This is a genomic window from Actinomadura nitritigenes (genome assembly GCF_017573545.1).
GTDB classification, from domain to species: Bacteria; Actinomycetota; Actinomycetes; order Streptosporangiales; family Streptosporangiaceae; genus Spirillospora; species Spirillospora nitritigenes.
This window is the reverse complement of the sequence record NZ_JAGEOK010000030.1, coordinates 43,784-60,553: the sequence shown is the minus strand read 5'-3', so window position 1 is coordinate 60,553 and position 16,770 is coordinate 43,784. Positions and strand designations below refer to the sequence as shown.

The window sequence follows — 16,770 nt, the reverse complement described above, 5'->3', positions numbered from 1 at the left end:
TACCCGCCTCCGTACGGAGTTCCCCTGGTGGTGGAGGGGCGGGCCGGATTGCGCCCGTGGCGGTGCTCGCCGTCCGCTTCCCACTCCATTCTTCCCTGACCAACCCTTCTATCCGGATACGATGAGGTATGGCGCGGATATTGGTTGTAGACGACGATCCCCGCCTGGTGAAGGTGGTCTCCACCCTCCTGCGCAAGCATCACCACCGGGTCGAGGCCGTCCCCACCGGAGAACTCGCCCGGCAAGCACTCCGTCGCGGGAACGTCGACATCACGCTGCTGGACGTCAACCTGCCGGACGTCAACGGCCTGTCGCTGATCCTCGAGATGCGCCAGGAGGGGAACGACGTCCCGGTCATCCTGCTGACGGTGCGGACCGAGGTCCACGACCAGACGCTCGGGCTACGGCTCGGCGGCGACGATTACATCACCAAGCCGTTCAACCCGGAGGTGCTGCTCGCCAGGATCGAGGCGGTCCTGCGGCGCACCCAGGGGACGGCCGGCGTCCAGCGCGACGACGAGGCGGACGACCACCTCCTGGAGATCCCTCCCATCGTGATCGATTTCGCCGCCCGGCAGGTCTTCAAGAACGGGGAGGTGGTGCGGCTGGCTCCCCTGGAGTACTCCATCCTGGAGTTCCTGGCCGCCAACCGCGGGCGGGCGGTCTCCAAGGAGGAGCTGATGCTCGATGTGTGGGGAACCAGCCGGGGCGTCTCCCGGACGCTCGCCGAGCACATCTCCCGGCTGCGCCGCAAACTCGGCGACGGCCTGATCGTCACCCAGACGGGGTACGGGTACCTCGTCCCCGGAGCGCGCTAGGGCCTGTTTTGTGGATCGTGGTTGAGCCAGAGGACGAGGCTGGCGATGGTGACGACGGCGCGGTAGTGGGCGGCGAGCTTCTCGTAGCGGGTGGCCAGGCCGCGGAAGCGTTTGAGCTGGTTGAAGCAGCGTTCGACGACATTGCGGCGCCGGTAGCGGTCACGGTCGAATCCGCAGCGGCGATGGCCCCGCCGTGCCCGGGCGGCCACCTGATCGCTGCGTTCGGGGATGGTGTGCGGGATGCGCCGGCGCCGCAGATAGTCGCGGATGATGCGAGTGGAGTAGCCCTTGTCGGCGATCAGGTGCCCGGGCCGGGTCCGCGGACGGCCCGGCCCGGCGCGCCGGATCGCGATGGCTTCGACGACCTCGATCAGCCGGGTGCAGTCGTTGATGTTGCCGGCGGTCACGGTGAACGCCAGCGGCAGGCCACGGCCGTCGCAGGCCAGGTGGATCTTGCTGGTCAATCCGCCGCGGGACCGCCCGAGCGCCTGCTGTGATGCCGGGTTCGTCCCCGACTGTTCCCCCTTTTGCGGGCGCCGGCGGCGTGCTGGTGGGCCCGCACGATGGTGGAGTCCACGCACACCACCGACCAGTCCACCACCCCGACCGCATCGTCGTGCACCTGGACGTGGGCCAATAGCCGGTCCCAGGTCCCGTCCCTACTCCAGCGGCGGAACCGCTGGTAGAGCGTCTGCCACGGCCCATAGCGTTCGGGCACGTCCCGCCAGTCCGCGCCGGTCCGGATCTTCCACAAGATCCCATTGATCACCTGCCGGTGGTCACGCCACCGCCCACCAGGCCCGGACGCGACCGGCAGCAACGGCTCGATCCGCGCCCAAGCCGCATCGGTCAACTCGTGTCGCCGCACCATGGCCACCATCCAGCCACAACCCAAAGATCCAGATCCGCAAAACAGGCCCTAGGGATCGCGGAGCCACAGGTCGGTGACGAGCGCGTCGTCGTCCTGGAGGCTGCTCCACATCTGGTGGCCGCGCACCTGCATCGCGGTGCACCACCGGGCCAGCCCGAGCTCCTCACCGACGCTCGTGCCCGCCTGGGACGGCCAGGGCAGCCCGACGCGGGACCGCGCCCGCTCGAGATCGGCGCGGGTCGCCCCCGCCGCGACGGAGCGCACGCTGTGGACGGTGAACCCGGCCTCCTGCCGCACGGCGACCCGTTGGTCGGCGACCACGCCGAGGAGCGCCAGGTGGGTGCCGGCGGTGTCGGCCACCATCCGTTCCGCGGTCTCCTCGGGCGTCTGGGCGTCCTCCAGGTCGGCCAGCAGCCGGCCGAGCCCGTCGATGGCGGAGCCGAGCAACTCCACGCAGTCGGCGTCCTCCCTCGAGACGGGGGCGGGCCGCTCCCCGGCGCCGAAGGTGGCGATGGTGAGCTCGCCCGCCAGGCGGTGGGCGAGGCCGCGGACGAATCTGTCGTTCCAGCCCTCCGGTGCCGGCTCCTCGCTCTCGACGACGACCGCGCACGTCTCCGACAGCGGTATCGCGGTGCGGGAACCGGCGGTGAACCGCGCCCGCCAGGTGAGGGCCTGGCCCGCCGCGACGAGGGAGTCGCGGTCGGCGGCGTCGTCGACGGTCAGGTCCTGGACGCCGCGGGGAGGGGACTCCACCCGGGCATGTACGAACTGAGGGTGCATCAGCCGGCAGATCCTCGGCTTCCCGCCGGAGCGGACCGGCGGGTGGCGCCGGCCGTGCTGCCGGCGGCGGCGCGGCCCCTCGCCGCACGCCGAGCGGCGCCCCTCAGCGCCCGGCGAGCCTGAGTGCCGCGAACGAAGGCGGCACGATCAAGTGGATCTTCGGCAAACTCCAACGTCCCCTCCTCGAGCTTCGGCTCAGGCAGCTCCGTACGTGCCGGTGCGGCAGTAGGAATGGGGCCCCCGCCCCCTGAACACTGAGCTGACTTCATGCTAATCGTGCCTGCACGATAGTGGTTAGACAGCTGCGTGAACAGCGGCCTTTGTGTAAGGTACATCGCTTCAGGAGGGCGGCACAGCACTCACGCGGAAGCAAGGGCCCTTGACGTGGTATCGGTGACCTGCTCCCCTTTGTTCGCCGAGCTTACGGGCGTTTCTCGTGATTACCGGGCACCGATCGGGCCGCCCGTGCCGACCCGGCCGTTGCCTGCGCGCGAGCCGATCGCCCGCCAGGTCACCCCATCGACGGGGCCGGACGGGGCGATCGGTGATCATGACTGCGGGCCGGGCCCGGGAGGGCCGACTTCCGGCCGTCCGCCCGGCCGGCGGCGAGACGTTCACGCGCGCTCCGGTATAGGACGATACGGCGGGGCGCCCGATAATTCCACGGCATATTTCAATCTCGGGTTTCAGGGCTTTCCCCGCCCCGGTGAACCTGTGGCCGAAACACCGCCCGCGGCCCCTCTCGCCGATCTCTTTTAAAATTCAACTTCCCTGCGGTGCCGACGTCGCAGGCCGGGGAAAGGATGCACCCAAGGGCCGGTCGACAACGCGGCCGCCGCGACGGCTTGGAAGATCAACATCCTCATATGTTCGAGTTCGCGCGGCTCTCCGTCCAGGTCACCGGCCGGAGCGCGGGCTGTTCGAACGGCGGAGGCCGCACGGCGCGATGGCGCGAACCGGATCCCGCCCCGGGATTGTCGCGGATACATCACTATGTGAAAATAAGCAGGCGGACGGCGTCGCGAACGCCGGTCGCGCAAGGCGCGCAACCGCAAGGCTAATGCCGCGCGAAGCGCGTGGCCGATGCAGAGTTCCTGCCTCCGCTGCGAGCTCTGCAAGTTGCACTTCAACTACTCCTGAAACTATCAGGGCCAGTTCGCGGGCTCGAAGGAATCGCGCTCCGTGAACTGATTTCGCCGGCCCCGCCGGGCGGAGCGGCCGGGCCGCGGCGCCCCGGCCGACGGCCCGCGAGGGCGGTATCGACGCCAGGTAGGCGCCGGACGCGCGCGCCATCAACACTTCTTCTTGGCCACACTCGTGCATCACGGCCTCTGCAAGCGTTCTCCGAGGTTTCAACACGAATTCCAGCCGAGATCAACTCCAGATCAACAGCGACTCGGCACACCGCGAACCAGCAGGACGGCCACCGGTCGCCGATGACCGTCTCCACCTGCAATTTCTCTCCTCCGGCTGCTCCGCGGCGCCGGCTCCGCGGACGCCGAACGGGCGTTCCGGAGTTTCAACGAGCATGTCAACAACCCTTTTGAGGCTGCCCTTTTCTCCGAGATCGTTTCGTCTGATGGCTGCGTGAATCACGAGGTGGGGAGAGACGATGGAGACCGTGCGGCCGGCCGGCGAGGGCACTCAGACTTCTGACCGGATCCGGACACGCAACGAGGAGCTGTTCGCCCGCCGGAGGCGACTCCAGACGAAGATCGCCGAACTGCGCACGAGCTGCGGCACCGGCGAGGCGGCCACGGACCGGGAGGCCGAGCTGCGGCAGGCCGAGCGCGAGCTCGACGATCTCACCTACGAGATCATGACGGCGAACTTCGGACTGGTGCGCCGGTACGTCGCCGCGTTCACGTCCCGGTCGTCCGAGCACAGTGAGGACTACGAGAGCGCCGGCAAGGTGGGGCTGCTGTGGGCGATCTCCTCCTACGACCCGGCGCAGGGCCTGTTCGCCAGCTGGGCCTTCAAGCCGATCCAGCGGGAGGTGCTGCGGGCCGTCCGGGACGCCGAGCACCCCAACCTCAACCTCGGCGACTTCGAGAAGCGCCCGGCCATCCTCGCCGCGGAGCGCGCGCTGCTGGAGGAGAACGGCAAGGCGTCCCCGCCCGACCCCGCCGCGATCGCCAAGCGGGCCGGCGTCACCGAGGCGCAGGTCCGCCGCGTCCTGGACGCCCCCCGGCTGGACAGCCTGCACGCCTCGGTCAGCGGCAGGGACGACGAGATGATCTCGCTCGAGGAGCGGCTGGTCGATCCGACGCAGAACCTGGAGGACAAGGTGGAGCTGCGGTCGCAGCTCCGCGCCCTCCACGACCAGGGGCTGCCGAGCCTCGATGCCCGCGAGCTCCACGTGCTCACCCGCCGGTTCGGCCTGAACGGCGAGCCGGGGCAGTCGCTCCGCCTCATCGGCGAGCAGCTCGGCCTTTCCCGCGAGGGCGTACGGCAGATCCAGCAAAAGGCCCTGGCCAAGCTGGTCGAGCCAGTGGCGGGCGCGATCTGAACAGCTCCCGATTACGGGAACAATACGGTTCCCGGTGGACGGCGAGCCGTTAACCGATCGCCGGAAAGGGGCACCTGCTCCCTCAACTGGCGCCGTTGGCAGCCAAGGGAGCAGGATTCCTCACATGAGATCGCCTTTGCCGACCGGTACCAAGTCGGAAGGCGACCCCGTCTATTATCGTCCGGAGTCGGCGCGCTTTTGCCACTCCCCGGGGGAAATGGATTGCGCATTCGGCGGACGGGTCCGCCTCCACCGCTCTCCGGCGATCCACCGGCCCCGCCGCGGCGGGGCCGTCTCACCGAGGGAGGGCCGCGGCCCGCGCCGCGGGCCGCGCCACCTCCCGCATCAGGGGCCCACCTCCGGGCCCGGGTCCAGCACGCGAGCGATCACCGCGGCGCAACCGCGCACGTCGTCCACCCGGCCGATCTTCGAGCCCCACTCCCACCAGAAGCAGAGGGTGTCGTCCGCCAGCGGATCCGGGTAGCACATCACCCGCTCGCTGAACCATCCGGTCTTCGGGTTGACCACCCTGACCCATGCGCCTCCGGCCGTGCGCTCCATTCGGGCACGCAATAGCTGCGCGGAGTTCAATTCGGTTGCCAACTGCTCCAGGAACTCATCGGGTTTCCCCTCCGGCCCGTCAACTTCCTCCCCCGATCGGCCACCGGTGACCAGGCTCATTGCGGTCGATGCCTCCATGTCATGAAGTCGGCCGAAGATTCGACGTCGAAGGCGAATCCCAATCGCCGGGCCGGGCTCTTCGCCTTCCCATTCCAGGGCCCTCGTATAGGTACCGTCCGGACATGGCGGCCCGCCGCAACGTTCATTTTCGAGCGCATGGGAGGAGCCCGCCCCGGCCGCCGCCGGAGCGCGGCCGTCACCGCCGGGGCGGGCTCGCGCTCAGTGCGCCATCACCCGGGTCAGGGCGCGCATCACCAGCTCGGGGGCCGCGGACCGGCCCGTGACGACGAGCCTGACGGCCGCCCGGATCTCCGACTCAGGGTTGGCGATCAGCGCTCCGACCTGCCCGGCCGATGCCATCCGCTCGGCCGTGGCACCGGGACGCACACCGATCACGTAGTCGGCGTCCAGGGGTTCCGCCGCGGCCACGCAGCCGGGGGGCAGGACCGCGTGCGGTCCCTCGAAGACCCGGCTCCCCGGCGGGACGAGCGGCGCGAGGGCCCGGATGACGACCCGCGCGGCAGGCCCCGTCACGGTCACGGCCTCCAGGCGCGCGAGCGCCCCCTCGACCTGGGACAGCAGTTCCCTGGTGACGACTCCCGTGTCGAGAAGCCGGGCGATGGTCGGGCCCCGCATGGTGCGCCGGCTCACCACGACCGACTCGCCCGCGCGGGTCACGCGCGCGTCCATCCGGTCCTGCGCGGCCTCGGCGCTCTCGACGGCCCGGCGGGCGGCGGCCTCGCTCGGGAACCCGGCGACCTCGTGGACGCCGTGCTCGCCGAACACCGTCACCCGCGTACCGCGGACGTGCACTTCCATGACACGGGGGTCCTGCCACAGCTCACCGATGAGGTGCAGGCCGCCCATGACGTAGTAGACCTTCCGGGCCATGGCGGGATCGCCGCCCGTATGCCGGCTGAGCATGTCGATCCACATGCTGCCGATCGACGGCCTGATCGACGCCGCGATCCGCGCCGCGGTGTTCCAGTCCTCGTCCGGCACCGGCGCCGCGTCCGCCGGCTCGGCCGCAGGCGGCTCATCCGAGGACGCTTCAACCGAAGGCGGCTCAACCAGAGGAGTCTCGACCGGAGGCGTCTCGACCGGAGGCGTCTCGACTCGTGGTGGCTCGACCGTTGGCGCCTCGGCCTGGGGCGCTTCCGCTGATGCCGCTTCGGCTCGGGGCGGTTCCACCGATGCCGCCTTGGCCTGGAGCGGCTCGGCCTGGGGCGGCTCTACCCGGGGCGGTTGTACCGGTGGCGCTTCGGTCCGGGGCGGTTCCGCCGATGCCGCCTTGGCCGGGAGCTGCTCGACCTGGGACGGCTCAACCTGGGGCGGCTCGACCGTTGGCGCCTCGGCCTGGGGCGCTTCCGCTGATGCCGCCTTGGCCTGGGGCGGCTCTACCCGGGGCGGTTGTACCGGTGGCGGTTCGGTCCGGGGTGGTTCCGCCGATGGGGCCTTGGCCTGGGGTGGCTCGACCGTTGGCGGGGCGGCCTGAGGCGGTTCAGCCGGGGGCGCTTCGGCTCGGCGCGGTTCGACTCTGGGTCGTTTCGGCGGTGGCGGGGCGGTTCGGGGCGGTTTCGGCGGGGGGACGGGCTCCGGTCCGTTCTGTTTCGGGGTGGCGTGGCCGGTGGGTCGGCGAGGTTCGGTCACGTGGGGGGCGGGAACCGGCTGCTCGGCGGCGGGGTCTGGTGGGAAGGGCGCCGGCCTTACGGAGGTCAGGGCCGTCCGGGGCGCGTGCTCAACGGGGGCCGGTGCCCGGAGGCGGCCGGCGACGCGCTTGTCGTTCTCGGTACCGAGGGTCCCCTTCTTCCGGGGCTCCCCGTCGAATTCGATGACCGACCAGAAGTCCATTCCCTCGGTGGGTTCTTGAGGCGGCGACGACATGGGCCGGTTTTCCTTTCCTGGCCGACGGAGTCGACCGCCCGGGCTCGGCACCGCACCGCGGGTGCGCGGACGCCACCGCGCCCGGGCCGGTCACATGGTCCTGGCGGGGGGCCTCGTGGTGGAGTTGGTCCAGCGCTTGTTGGTGTCGTTGACCTCCCTCTCGACGGAGGTCAGCTCCACCTTGAACGGGATGCCGGGCCGGCCGCCGACCTTGACCAGGAACCTGCCGCGGCCCGGAGGCTCGCTGTCCTCCTTCAGGTCGGGGTTCCAGGAGGGCGGCGTCGACCAGTCGACGATCATGCGCTCCTCGATGGACGACAGGCGCACCACCTCGTTCACCATGGGCATCTCCGCCTGCGGCAGCCCGCCGCAGATCACCATGCCCGCGCGCTCGGCGAAGCCCTTGGCCTTCATACGGTCGGACTCGTCCGCCAGGGCCAGCAGGTCGGCCATGGTGTGCGTGATCATCACCTGGCCCGCGCCGCGCTGGCGGTTGAGGCGGGTGAGGGCGTCGACCCGGTCCACCAGGCCGCGGCCGGACCGCAGCACCCGCCACAGCTCGTCGAGGACGACGAAGAAGTGCCGCGGGGGCGCCAGGCCCTCGTCCGCCAGCGCGTGCGCGACCTCGATCGCGCCGAACCCGTCCGACCAGCAGGCCAGCAGGACGGCGGCCTGGAGTTCGGCGTCGGAGTCGTCGATCCCGCTGATGTCGATGCAGACGCCGCCAGGGTTGTCCAGCTCGATCCCCGTGGTGGTGTGGCCCGCGAACGTCTCGCCCATCGGCCCGTCGAGCACCCCGAGCAGCGAGGCGTGCAGGGGGTCGACGGCCGCCCGGTACCGCGCCTCGTCACCGCGGGCCAGGGTCACGGCCCGCAGCCGCTCCGGCCCGTCGTCGATCACCTTGATGAGATCGGGCAGGATCGGCACCCCCTGGTGGCGCTCGTCCAGCACCCGCAGGGCCGCGTTGAGGACGGTGCGCTCGGTGTCGGCGATCGGCCCGCCGCGCAGGAGCGTGAGCAGCGCGGAGACCATGTTCAGCCGGCGGCCGTGGGCGTCGGCGACCAGCTTCCGCCGCGCCTCCTCCGGGAGCCTGGCCACGGCGGCGGACGTCGCGCCGGGGTCGAGCACGTTCAGCGACCCCAGCCCCCGGCCGAGCTTGATGATCTGCCCGCCCATCGCGCGGACCAGGTCGACGTAGTCCGGCTTGAGGTCGCCGAGCACCATGGGGAACACCCCCTGCCCGACCAGTCCCACCACCATCCGGCGGATCAGCGTCGACTTGCCCAGCCCCGGCTTGCCCAGGACCAGGGCGGACGGGTTGTGGATCAGGTTCGCGCGCTGGAACCACGAGATCGGATCGCAGCACAGCGCGGCGCCCGTGGTCAGCTCCCGGCCGAGCGGCACACCGATCATCGGGGTTCCCGACCCCGCCCCGAACGGCCACAGCCCGCACACCTGAACCGTGGTCCCGCGCCACTCCGGCGGCGCCTCGACGAAGGAGGCCCGGCCCCCGCCCCGGCGGCTGAAGCCCCTGAACCCGGGCTTGAGCTCGGGCTTGGCGGCCTTCTTCTTGTCCTTCTTGCGCTGCTTGCCCTTCCGTGCGCCGTCCGCGGCGGGCGGCTCTCCGGACGGGCCGAGGGGGATCGCTTCCAGCGGACCGTTCACAGTGATTCCCTCACCAGCGCCGGGACCTGAAGGTGGTTGGGCAGGACGATGCCCAGCGGCAGGGCCGCGGCGAACGCCGACGCCTGCGACCCGTACATCCGCCGCAGCCGCAGGCGCGCGGGGGCGGAGAGCGTGTCGATGGCCGCCGCCGCGACGGGCAGTTCCTCCGCCGAGCGGACGGTGGCGGTGACGAGGATGGTGAACCGGGTCACCCCCGCACCCCTGGCCTCCTCAAGGGCCGACTGGTCGCTCTTGATGACGTCGATCTCGTTCCGGGCCGCGGCGGCGGAGCCGTCGAGGCGGAACCGCGTGTCCCTGCGGTCCCGTTCCACGATCCGGGTGGCGGAGGCCGGATCGTGCGGCCGGTAGCAGAAGGTGACGCGCTTGCGCGCGATGTCGTGATGCGGCGCCACCAGCCCGTTCATCACGCTGGACAGCACTTCGCCGCGGGGCGCCTCCGACATGCCCCAGGTGATGGAATGGCCGCTGTCGTGGACGTAGTGGTCCCAGGATTCCTGCGACGCGACCGGACCGGCGTCGTCCCAGCGCAGGTCCTGGCCCTCGGCGGCCTCGATGTCCGACTGGGAGTCCGGGTCGTAGGCGATCCGCACGGCGCGGGCGAGCTGCTCCGCGGTCATCGGACGGGCGGACCCGGCGCCGGTCATCGAGAGCCCGGAGATCAGCCCGGGGATCCGCATCCCGATCTCCCGGACCATGGCCTCCTGGTCCCGGCGCTTGCCTCCGAGCTGCGGAAGGGCCGCGTAGGTGACCGCGACGCGGGTGGACACCCGCGCGCTGCCGACCGGGTAGTTCCAGACGATCTCCTCCAGAGCGGCTCGGGCCAGCTCCGGAGCGTTCGGATCGGTGTGGCTGTGGATCTCCTCCCGGAGACGGGTTCCGCTGTCGGGGGCGGTCTCGATGGTCACGCTCGCGGCGACGAGGCCCGGCTCGTAGGCCAGCGAGGCCAGCCACTGCCCCCAGTGGGACACCCACGTGTCGATCTGGATCTGGTCGACCAGCGCCGCGCCTTCGGCATTGCAGTCGAACACCACCGTGTAGTGCTTCGTGGACGGGATCACGATCAGGGCGAACGGGCGCCCGTAGGAGTCGCGACCCTCCACCAGCCGGGACTGCGCGAGCAGCCCCGGCAGCCGGCACACGCCGTGCGGGACGACGCTCAGCGGCCCCGAGCGGTAGAGGTGCCACCCCTGGGACCGGCCGGACCACCAGCTGAACCGGGCCGTGAGCGACTGGAGCGCGGTCCGTCCGTGCACGTCCTGGATGACCAGCGGCAGCATCACCACCGCCAGGACCACTGCGCCGACCAGGGCGACCACCAGCGACGCCATCGCGAGCAGGGTGACGATGATCAGCCCGACCATGAGGATCAGGGTTCCGGCGAGTCCCAGCCGCCCGATCCCCGGAGACACCGGCTTGCGCCAGTTCCCGTACGTCGGTTCTTGATATTCGGTTGCCACTCCAGTTCACCTCATTCCTTGGCTACGCATTAGCGGGTTACGGGTTGCCACTGGGCCCTCCGCTTCCACCGTTGTTGGCTCCCTTCGGACCGCCGCTACCGCCGCCCGATCCTCCGCTCCCGCCAGGAGGCGGGGGGTTGTAGGGGGGAATGTAGGGCGCGGGCGGGGGGGTGTAGGGCGGAGGCTGGTAGGGAGGCACCGAGGACGACCCCGATCCTCCGCCAGGGGGGTTGTTTGAGGGACCTTGGCTCCCCGGGCCGCCGGAGGAACCGCCCGGTCCTCCGGTGCCACCCTGCCGCCCGCCGGCCGATCCACCGCCACCGCCACCGCCACCGCCACCGCCACCGCCGCCGCCACCGCCGCCGTTCGGGTTCGAGTTCGGGTTCGAGCGCGGCCCACCGCCACCGCCGTTCGAGTTCGGGGGCGGGGGCGGGGTCGGGGGCGGGGTCGGGGGCGGGGTCCGGTTCGGCCCACCGCCGCCGCCACCGCCGCCGCCACCGCCACCACCACCGCCACCACCGCCACCGCCCGATCCAGAACTCGACCCGCCGCCGGGAACGAACATGCCGAGCAGGGAGAGTCCCCGGCTCCTCATGGTCACGGACGTGCCGCCGTACGCGAAGTGGCCGACCTGGCGGATGCCGAAGAAGCTCTGCCCCTCAGTGGCCGCGGGCATCACGGCGCGCAGGGTCGCGGGCATGGCCAGCACCGAGCCCGCGACGAGGGCCAGACCGAAAAGGCGATCGGCTTCATAGTCGGACGTCATCAGTTTCAAGGCCGCGGCATCGATGGTCGCGATGACCGGCTTGACGACGATGAACGTGACCAGCAGTCCGATGCACCGCCGGTAGGCGGCGTTCCCGTAAGAAGTGAACCTCGACGCCGCCACCGCCGGGAGGATCCCCACCACAACTATCAGGGCGCCGTTCCGGAAGAGCATCAGCACGAACTGAATGCATGACGAGAGCGCCGCGGCCGCGGCAAAGAAGGCGAGAACGAACGATACATCGTCCTTGTCGCCGCCGCGGATCAACTGGACTCCGTCCTGCCACTTCTGCTGCCAGGCGTCATCCTTCGGCTTCATATGCTCGATGATCATTTGAGAGTATTGATCTCCGGCCATATTCGCCAGATTCACGATCGTGGCAACGGTGAGGATGATCAGTGCCAGCTCAAAGAACTGCACCATCGCGTCCCGGAAAGGCGCACCCTTACGTTGGATCGCGATGCGGAACGCCGCGACGAGAAATCCGGCGAACGCGAATGCCGCGGTCAGCCAGTTCGTGTACAGACGGAGGTCGTAAAGAACACCGCCCTTTTCGCCGGTCAGCTGCACGTTATAGGCGGTACCGCTGCCGGCGATCCACCAGGTCAGGAACTGTTCGAAGCTTCCCAGTGCCCAGTCGAGCAGCTTTTGGACGAGCCAGGCCCACGCCTGGTTGAGAAGATCGTTCACCGAGCGCCCCCCGGACGGCATCGCGCAGGAGGCGCGCAGCCGTTTGACTCAGACACGGCGGTCCCCCGATTCAGAACGGATCGACCAGGAGGGAGACGAAGGCGATCGCCATCCCGGAACCCGCGACGACGACGGCGAGCACGACCCATCCGAGTTCGGAGGCGTTCGCGCCGAACTCGCCCCGCCTGTGCCTGATCGTCATTCTCCCCCCGACGATCACGAAACCCGCCACACAGCCGCCCAGGACCGTCCAGACCAGCCAGCGCAACATGATCGCCACAGGCTGGGTGATCTTCCCCGCGTCGCCCGGCTGGCCCCGCGGCAGCGTCAGGTCGGGCCGGGCGTTGATGTCCGGCTTCCTCCCTACCGGAAGCTTGGGTGTGGGGACGCTGAGATCCGGCCCTCGGAGAGCGTCCCTCCATTTCTCATATTTTTGCTTATCCTTGTCAGAGAAGCCAAACAGCTTTCTCCCGTTGTGGCAGTTGTCCTCCGCCCCTTTACCCGTCCAGGAGTAACAGGGGTCCGGTCCTCCCCTGTCCGCATTAGGCCAATGTTGACTGTCGCTGCTGTCGCAATAAGAGTCGTCGTCCTTATCGCTACCGGCAAGACAGACCTTGAAGATGTACATCTGCTTCGGATCGTAATGAGGGATGGTGGCCACGTCCTCGGCAGGATTTCCGGCCGCCCTCAGACGGACCACCAGGGTGCCGCCCAAGGCGACTCCGCCGCGAACGAGGTGACCGTCCTTCTCGGTGTCACTGATTCTCACCTGGTGAGTGCAGGGATTGAATTGGAACTTGCCACCAGGGTCCGGATCACTGGTTCGAATGTTCTTCATATCGTCCCAGTTGGAGTCGCAGGAACCGGGAGGCGCCGGTTTCGCCGCGAGACCGGCGGCCGTCACCCGGTCCGGCACCTGCACGGTCGTCAGGGCGGCGACCGGAGCCGCCCGCCTCATAACGATCCCGCCCAGCCCCGCGTCCATCACGATCCAGGCGTCACCGCCCGTCTTCATCCCCGCCGTGTTCGTACCGGAGTACGGGTCGCCGGCTGTACCCGCCGTAGCCACGAGGGCGGCCAGGGCGAGCGCGCCGAACGCGGCTAGCCGGAGGAGCGTTCCTCGCAACTGCGCGCCCTCGCGCCGGACGACGGTCCGGAGGGCCGCGCCGACCTTTCCCATGACGGTCATCGCGGCATTCGATCCAGGCACGTGGACCCCCGATCTCAGAGCGGATCGACCAGAAGAGCGGCGAAGGCGGCGGCCGGCGCGGAGCCCGCGCCGCCGCGGGCGGGGCTGCGCGGCGGCGCGGGGCGACGGCCGCCGCCCGGCGCGTGCACGGCACGGAGGCCGCGCATCGTGAGGCGTGCCGGGTCACCGAAGGCCCCGGCAGCCGTTTGGGATCGTTCCAACGGGCCGGACACTCCCTGGATCCCGCGAGGCGCCGCCGAAGCGCGAGTCGGGGGCGGGGCGATCGCGCGCCGGGGCCGCGGCCTTTGCTTCGGGCAGCGCCCTCCCCGTTGCCGGGAGCCCTGCCCAAGCTCCATCAGGTTGACGTGAGTCCGGTGACGATCGCTGCCGCACTCACGATGACGATGCAGCCGAATCCCACGATGATCAGGCTGCCCATGTGATTCCCTCCCTCGCCTCGCTTGTGCTGGATCGTCATCCTGCCGCCGATGATCACGAAGCCCGCCACCCCGCCTCCGAGGGCGAAGTACACCCCCCACCTGAGCACCGTCATGAACGGCCCCGCGAAGGGCGGTTCCTCACCCTGGCCGGGATTGGGAATGTTCCCCCCGCCGCCGCCGCTCGGCTTCGGGGTGGGAGCCAGGTGGACCATGTGGTGAACCAGGTCGGCGGTCCACATGGTCATCAAGTCAAGCATGTGCGTCCTCCGAGATGAGGCGGTCGAGATCCTGACCGGCCATGCGTGGGAGGGCGGCGGTCCGCCCTGCTCCGAGGGGTCGCCGAGATGCCGGGCCGCCGCCCTGGGCGCACGCGGCGGAAAGCCTGCGTGAACGGGCTGCTTTCGCCTCCTGCATGAGTGACGCCCCCTCTCCGAAGGGGTCGCGCCGGTCAGGACCGATCCGGCTGAACGAACACCCCCGAGCACCGTTCTGCTCTATGCATTGGACGGTCCGCGAGGGGATGCCAATGGCAACCGTCCGCGAGAGAAAAATCTGGTACGGCACGGACCGTCCGCGACGCGAACGCCGCGTGACGGGACCCTGCACGGCCCTGGAGGACGACCATCGGTCGTCAGGGGGTCATCGGATCAGAGGGCCGTCCCGTTCTCGATCAGGCCGCTCACGTCGCGGATGAGGCGCGCGTAGGCGGACGGCGGTTTCATCCTGTCCGGCGGATCGCCGAGGCGGAAGGCCTCCACCCAGGGCAGCTCCCAGAGCCGGGGGACGCCGCCGGCGATCAGGCGCACGAGGTCGGACAGCGGCTTCGGGCGCTTCCCGGGGGCGTCGGCGATCACCGCCAGACCGAGCAGTTGCACGCTCGGCAGCACGCCCGCGGCCCACTGGGCCACGGCGCCCTGGGCGGCCAGCAGCCCGGCCGCGTGGCTGCGCGCGACCAGCAGTACCCGGGAGTTCCCGGTCGGTGCGGGCACCGGCCAGTAACGTCCCGCGCTCGCGCTGTTGGTGAGGAGGGCCGCCAGCGTGGAGGTGCCGGCTCCGCCATGGCAGGAGGAGAGCCAGAGGTCGGGGCCCCGGCCGCTGTAGGTGATCAGCCCGAGTGCGCTCTGCGGCGAGGGCCCTCGCTCGGCGGGTATGACCGCCTGCGCGACGAAGCCTCCGCTGGGCGCCGCCTGCTGCCCGTACGCCTGCTGCGGAGGCGTCCCCTGCCCGTACGCCTGCGGAGGCGCAGCCCCCTGCCCGTAGGCCTGCGGCCGCGTGCCCGCCATGGCCTGCGGAGCCTCGCCGCCGATCCCCTCGTACGCTTGGGCGCCGCTCGGTGATGGCGGCATCCCCATGGCCTCCTCCGGAGTGAAGTCACAAGCGACTCTTGCGCGTACGGGTTCGACCGTCCGTGGTTCACCGCCATCTTCAACCTCGCGAGGCGCCCGACTCCGCCGAGTTCAGCATTGTGTGACGGCTCGATCACTCTGCGGCCCGATTCGGGGCCGGTCCGGGGCGGTCTCGGGGTGAGACCGCCGGAGGCACCTTGCGTATCGGTCCGATGACCACACTGTCTTGGTCGGTGGGCGCAGGGGGAGGTGGCACATGCCCGGAGAGGGGGCCGGCGGCGAGGATCCGCGCTCCGCCGCCGTCCGGGGCGTTCGGCGATGTCACCACCGCACTCGTGCGTGCATCATCGACTGCCCGAAGGATAGTGCCCGATGAGGAAATACAGCCTGCTGAGCCTTATCTCCTACTCGGGCTGCTTGGGCTTGTTGCTCATCGTGATGATGTTCGTCGCCGTCGTGACCGTGGCGAGTCAGAAACTCCTCTCACCTTTCCAGGCCGCATGCGCACCGGCGGACGTCCCGGGCCCGGAGCAACTGAGCAACGCGCCGAAACCCAGCCCCAAGACGACGGGCCCGACCGCCTATCCCGCCGCGTACACCTATCCCGCCGCGCACACCGTGCGCCCCGCTTCCCTGCCGTCCGGCGGCGGGACCGTGCAGAACGTCGCCCTGGCACGCGCCGACGGCGCGAACAGCATCCCCTCGCCCTACTTCAAGCTCTATAAAGCCGCAGAGGCGGACAAGAGGTTCGGCGGAATTCCCTGGTCCCTGCTCGCCGGAATCGGGAAGGTCGAGACCGACCACGGCCGATCCGATCTTCCGGGCGTCAAGTCGGGGGAGAACTACGCCGGCGCGGGCGGCCCGATGCAGTTTCTGCAAAGCACCTGGGAATCCGTAACCCCGTACACCGTAGCGATCGACGGACCCACCTTCGGTCCGGATGGCAACCCCGATGGCAAGCCCGATGGCAAAAAGGACCGCTACGACCCGTCGGATGCGATCTTCACCGCGGCCAACTACTTGCACCACAACGGCGCACCCGCACAGGTCAGAAAAGCGATCTTCGCCTACAACCACTCCAACGACTATGTGAATCTGGTGCTGTCGTGGGCCAAACGCTACGACCAGAACTTCTCCCTCAGTCCCGCGAACCCCTCCCAGGTCTCCTGCGGCGGCGGTGGGTTCGGCGCGGGCGGCAGCTATGCCCCCGGATCGGTCTGCCACGACGCCGCGGGGTTCGTCGCGGGCCACATCACGAAGCGGATGGCCTGCGTACGGGACCAGATCAAGGCCAAGTTCACGGTGCCGCGCGGGATCGGCTGCTACCGCGCCGACGGCGGCATCGCCGGCGGCGGCGAGCACCCCCTCGGCCGCGCCTGCGACTTCATGATCAGCTCCGGGTCGCCCAAACCCGACGAGGTCAAGCTCGGCTACGACATCGCCAACTGGGCCAAGGCCAACGCCAAGCGCCTCGGGATCGACTACATCATCTACCGCCAGCACATCTGGAACCCCGCCCGGGCCAAGGAGGGCTGGCGGCAGATGGAGGACCGCGGCGGGCTGACGGCCAACCACTACGACCACGTCCACATCTCCGTGCTGGCGGGCGACACCTTCAACGCCTGACGCCCGCAGCACGCCTTGCGCACGAAC

General features: G+C 70.0%; 13 protein-coding genes. 3 read left to right on the top strand and 10 right to left on the bottom strand.

The annotated features are described in order from the left end of the window. The first annotated feature begins 128 nt into the window (after positions 1–128). Complete coding sequence (locus J4557_RS36695; RefSeq protein ID WP_208271404.1) at positions 129–818, top strand: response regulator transcription factor; 690 nt, start codon at positions 129–131, stop codon at positions 816–818. Here J4557_RS36695 and J4557_RS36690 read toward each other — a convergent pair. Both J4557_RS36690 and J4557_RS36685 read right to left on the bottom strand, forming a co-directional pair. Continuing rightward, positions 815–1,689, bottom strand: a protein-coding gene (locus J4557_RS36690; protein ID WP_372442571.1) for an IS5 family transposase whose coding sequence is annotated in 2 segments (ribosomal slippage) — positions 815–1,336 and positions 1,339–1,689 — 873 coding nt in all. Because the reading frame shifts where the segments join, the coding sequence is not laid out codon by codon here. The two genes, J4557_RS36695 and J4557_RS36690, sit on opposite strands and share 4 nt — an antisense overlap. A gap of 48 nt (positions 1,690–1,737) precedes the next feature. Beyond that, positions 1,738–2,442 (bottom strand): hypothetical protein, encoded by a 705-nt coding sequence (locus J4557_RS36685; RefSeq protein WP_208271403.1) that lies wholly within the window; start codon positions 2,440–2,442, stop codon positions 1,738–1,740. Positions 2,443–4,081: 1,639 nt separating this feature from the next. Between J4557_RS36685 and J4557_RS36680 the strand changes: the two genes are divergently transcribed. After that, entirely contained in the window at positions 4,082–4,978 is an 897-nt protein-coding gene (locus J4557_RS36680) for a sigma-70 family RNA polymerase sigma factor (RefSeq protein ID WP_208271402.1), read from the top strand. Between the two features lie 345 nt (positions 4,979–5,323). Here the strand turns inward: J4557_RS36680 and J4557_RS36675 are convergent, their stop codons facing one another. The 8 genes from J4557_RS36675 to J4557_RS36640 all read right to left on the bottom strand — a co-directional run bounded on the left by J4557_RS36675 (position 5,324) and on the right by J4557_RS36640 (position 15,117). Then, complete coding sequence (locus tag J4557_RS36675; RefSeq protein WP_208271401.1) at positions 5,324–5,659, bottom strand: hypothetical protein; 336 nt, start codon at positions 5,657–5,659, stop codon at positions 5,324–5,326. A 219-nt stretch (positions 5,660–5,878) separates the two neighbouring features. Continuing rightward, positions 5,879–6,661, bottom strand: coding sequence for a hypothetical protein (locus J4557_RS36670; protein ID WP_208271400.1), 783 nt, complete (start codon positions 6,659–6,661; stop codon positions 5,879–5,881). A 972-nt stretch (positions 6,662–7,633) separates the two neighbouring features. Further along, positions 7,634–9,208 (bottom strand): putative type IV secretion/conjugal transfer ATPase, encoded by a 1,575-nt coding sequence (locus J4557_RS36665; protein ID WP_208271399.1) that lies wholly within the window; start codon positions 9,206–9,208, stop codon positions 7,634–7,636. Beyond that, the gene (locus J4557_RS36660; protein WP_307800411.1) at positions 9,205–10,686 is read right to left on the bottom strand and encodes an SCO6880 family protein; all 1,482 of its coding nucleotides are present in this window, start codon (positions 10,684–10,686) and stop codon (positions 9,205–9,207) included. The genes J4557_RS36665 and J4557_RS36660 overlap by 4 nt, the downstream gene beginning before the upstream one ends. A 37-nt stretch (positions 10,687–10,723) precedes the next feature. Continuing rightward, on the bottom strand, positions 10,724–12,142 hold the full coding sequence (locus J4557_RS36655; protein ID WP_208271398.1) for a hypothetical protein: 1,419 nt from the start codon (positions 12,140–12,142) through the stop codon (positions 10,724–10,726). Positions 12,143–12,212: 70 nt separating this feature from the next. Beyond that, the gene (locus J4557_RS36650) at positions 12,213–13,331 is read right to left on the bottom strand and encodes a hypothetical protein (protein WP_208271397.1); all 1,119 of its coding nucleotides are present in this window, start codon (positions 13,329–13,331) and stop codon (positions 12,213–12,215) included. Between the two features lie 355 nt (positions 13,332–13,686). Then, positions 13,687–14,016, bottom strand: coding sequence for a hypothetical protein (locus J4557_RS36645; RefSeq protein ID WP_208271396.1), 330 nt, complete (start codon positions 14,014–14,016; stop codon positions 13,687–13,689). 402 nt (positions 14,017–14,418) lie between these two features. Beyond that, on the bottom strand, positions 14,419–15,117 hold the full coding sequence (locus J4557_RS36640) for a DUF6668 family protein (RefSeq protein WP_208271395.1): 699 nt from the start codon (positions 15,115–15,117) through the stop codon (positions 14,419–14,421). A 372-nt stretch (positions 15,118–15,489) separates the two neighbouring features. Here J4557_RS36640 and J4557_RS36635 point away from each other — a divergent pair, with 372 nt between their 5' ends. Then, on the top strand, positions 15,490–16,743 hold the full coding sequence (locus J4557_RS36635) for a lytic transglycosylase domain-containing protein (protein WP_208271394.1): 1,254 nt from the start codon (positions 15,490–15,492) through the stop codon (positions 16,741–16,743). Positions 16,744–16,770: the final 27 nt, after the last annotated feature.

Bases quoted from the DNA above. Each gene is read 5' to 3' on its own strand.
- J4557_RS36645 (WP_208271396.1), bottom strand. From the start codon at position 14,016: ATGACCATGTGGACCGCCGACCTGGTTCACCACATGGTCCACCTGGCT.
- J4557_RS36650 (WP_208271397.1), bottom strand. From the start codon at position 13,331: ATGACCGTCATGGGAAAGGTCGGCGCGGCCCTCCGGACCGTCGTCCGG.
- J4557_RS36675 (WP_208271401.1), bottom strand. From the start codon at position 5,659: ATGAGCCTGGTCACCGGTGGCCGATCGGGGGAGGAAGTTGACGGGCCG.
- J4557_RS36635 (WP_208271394.1), top strand. From the start codon at position 15,490: ATGAGGAAATACAGCCTGCTGAGCCTTATCTCCTACTCGGGCTGCTTG.
- J4557_RS36680 (WP_208271402.1), top strand. From the start codon at position 4,082: ATGGAGACCGTGCGGCCGGCCGGCGAGGGCACTCAGACTTCTGACCGG.
- J4557_RS36640 (WP_208271395.1), bottom strand. From the start codon at position 15,117: ATGCCGCCATCACCGAGCGGCGCCCAAGCGTACGAGGGGATCGGCGGC.
- J4557_RS36695 (WP_208271404.1), top strand. From the start codon at position 129: ATGGCGCGGATATTGGTTGTAGACGACGATCCCCGCCTGGTGAAGGTG.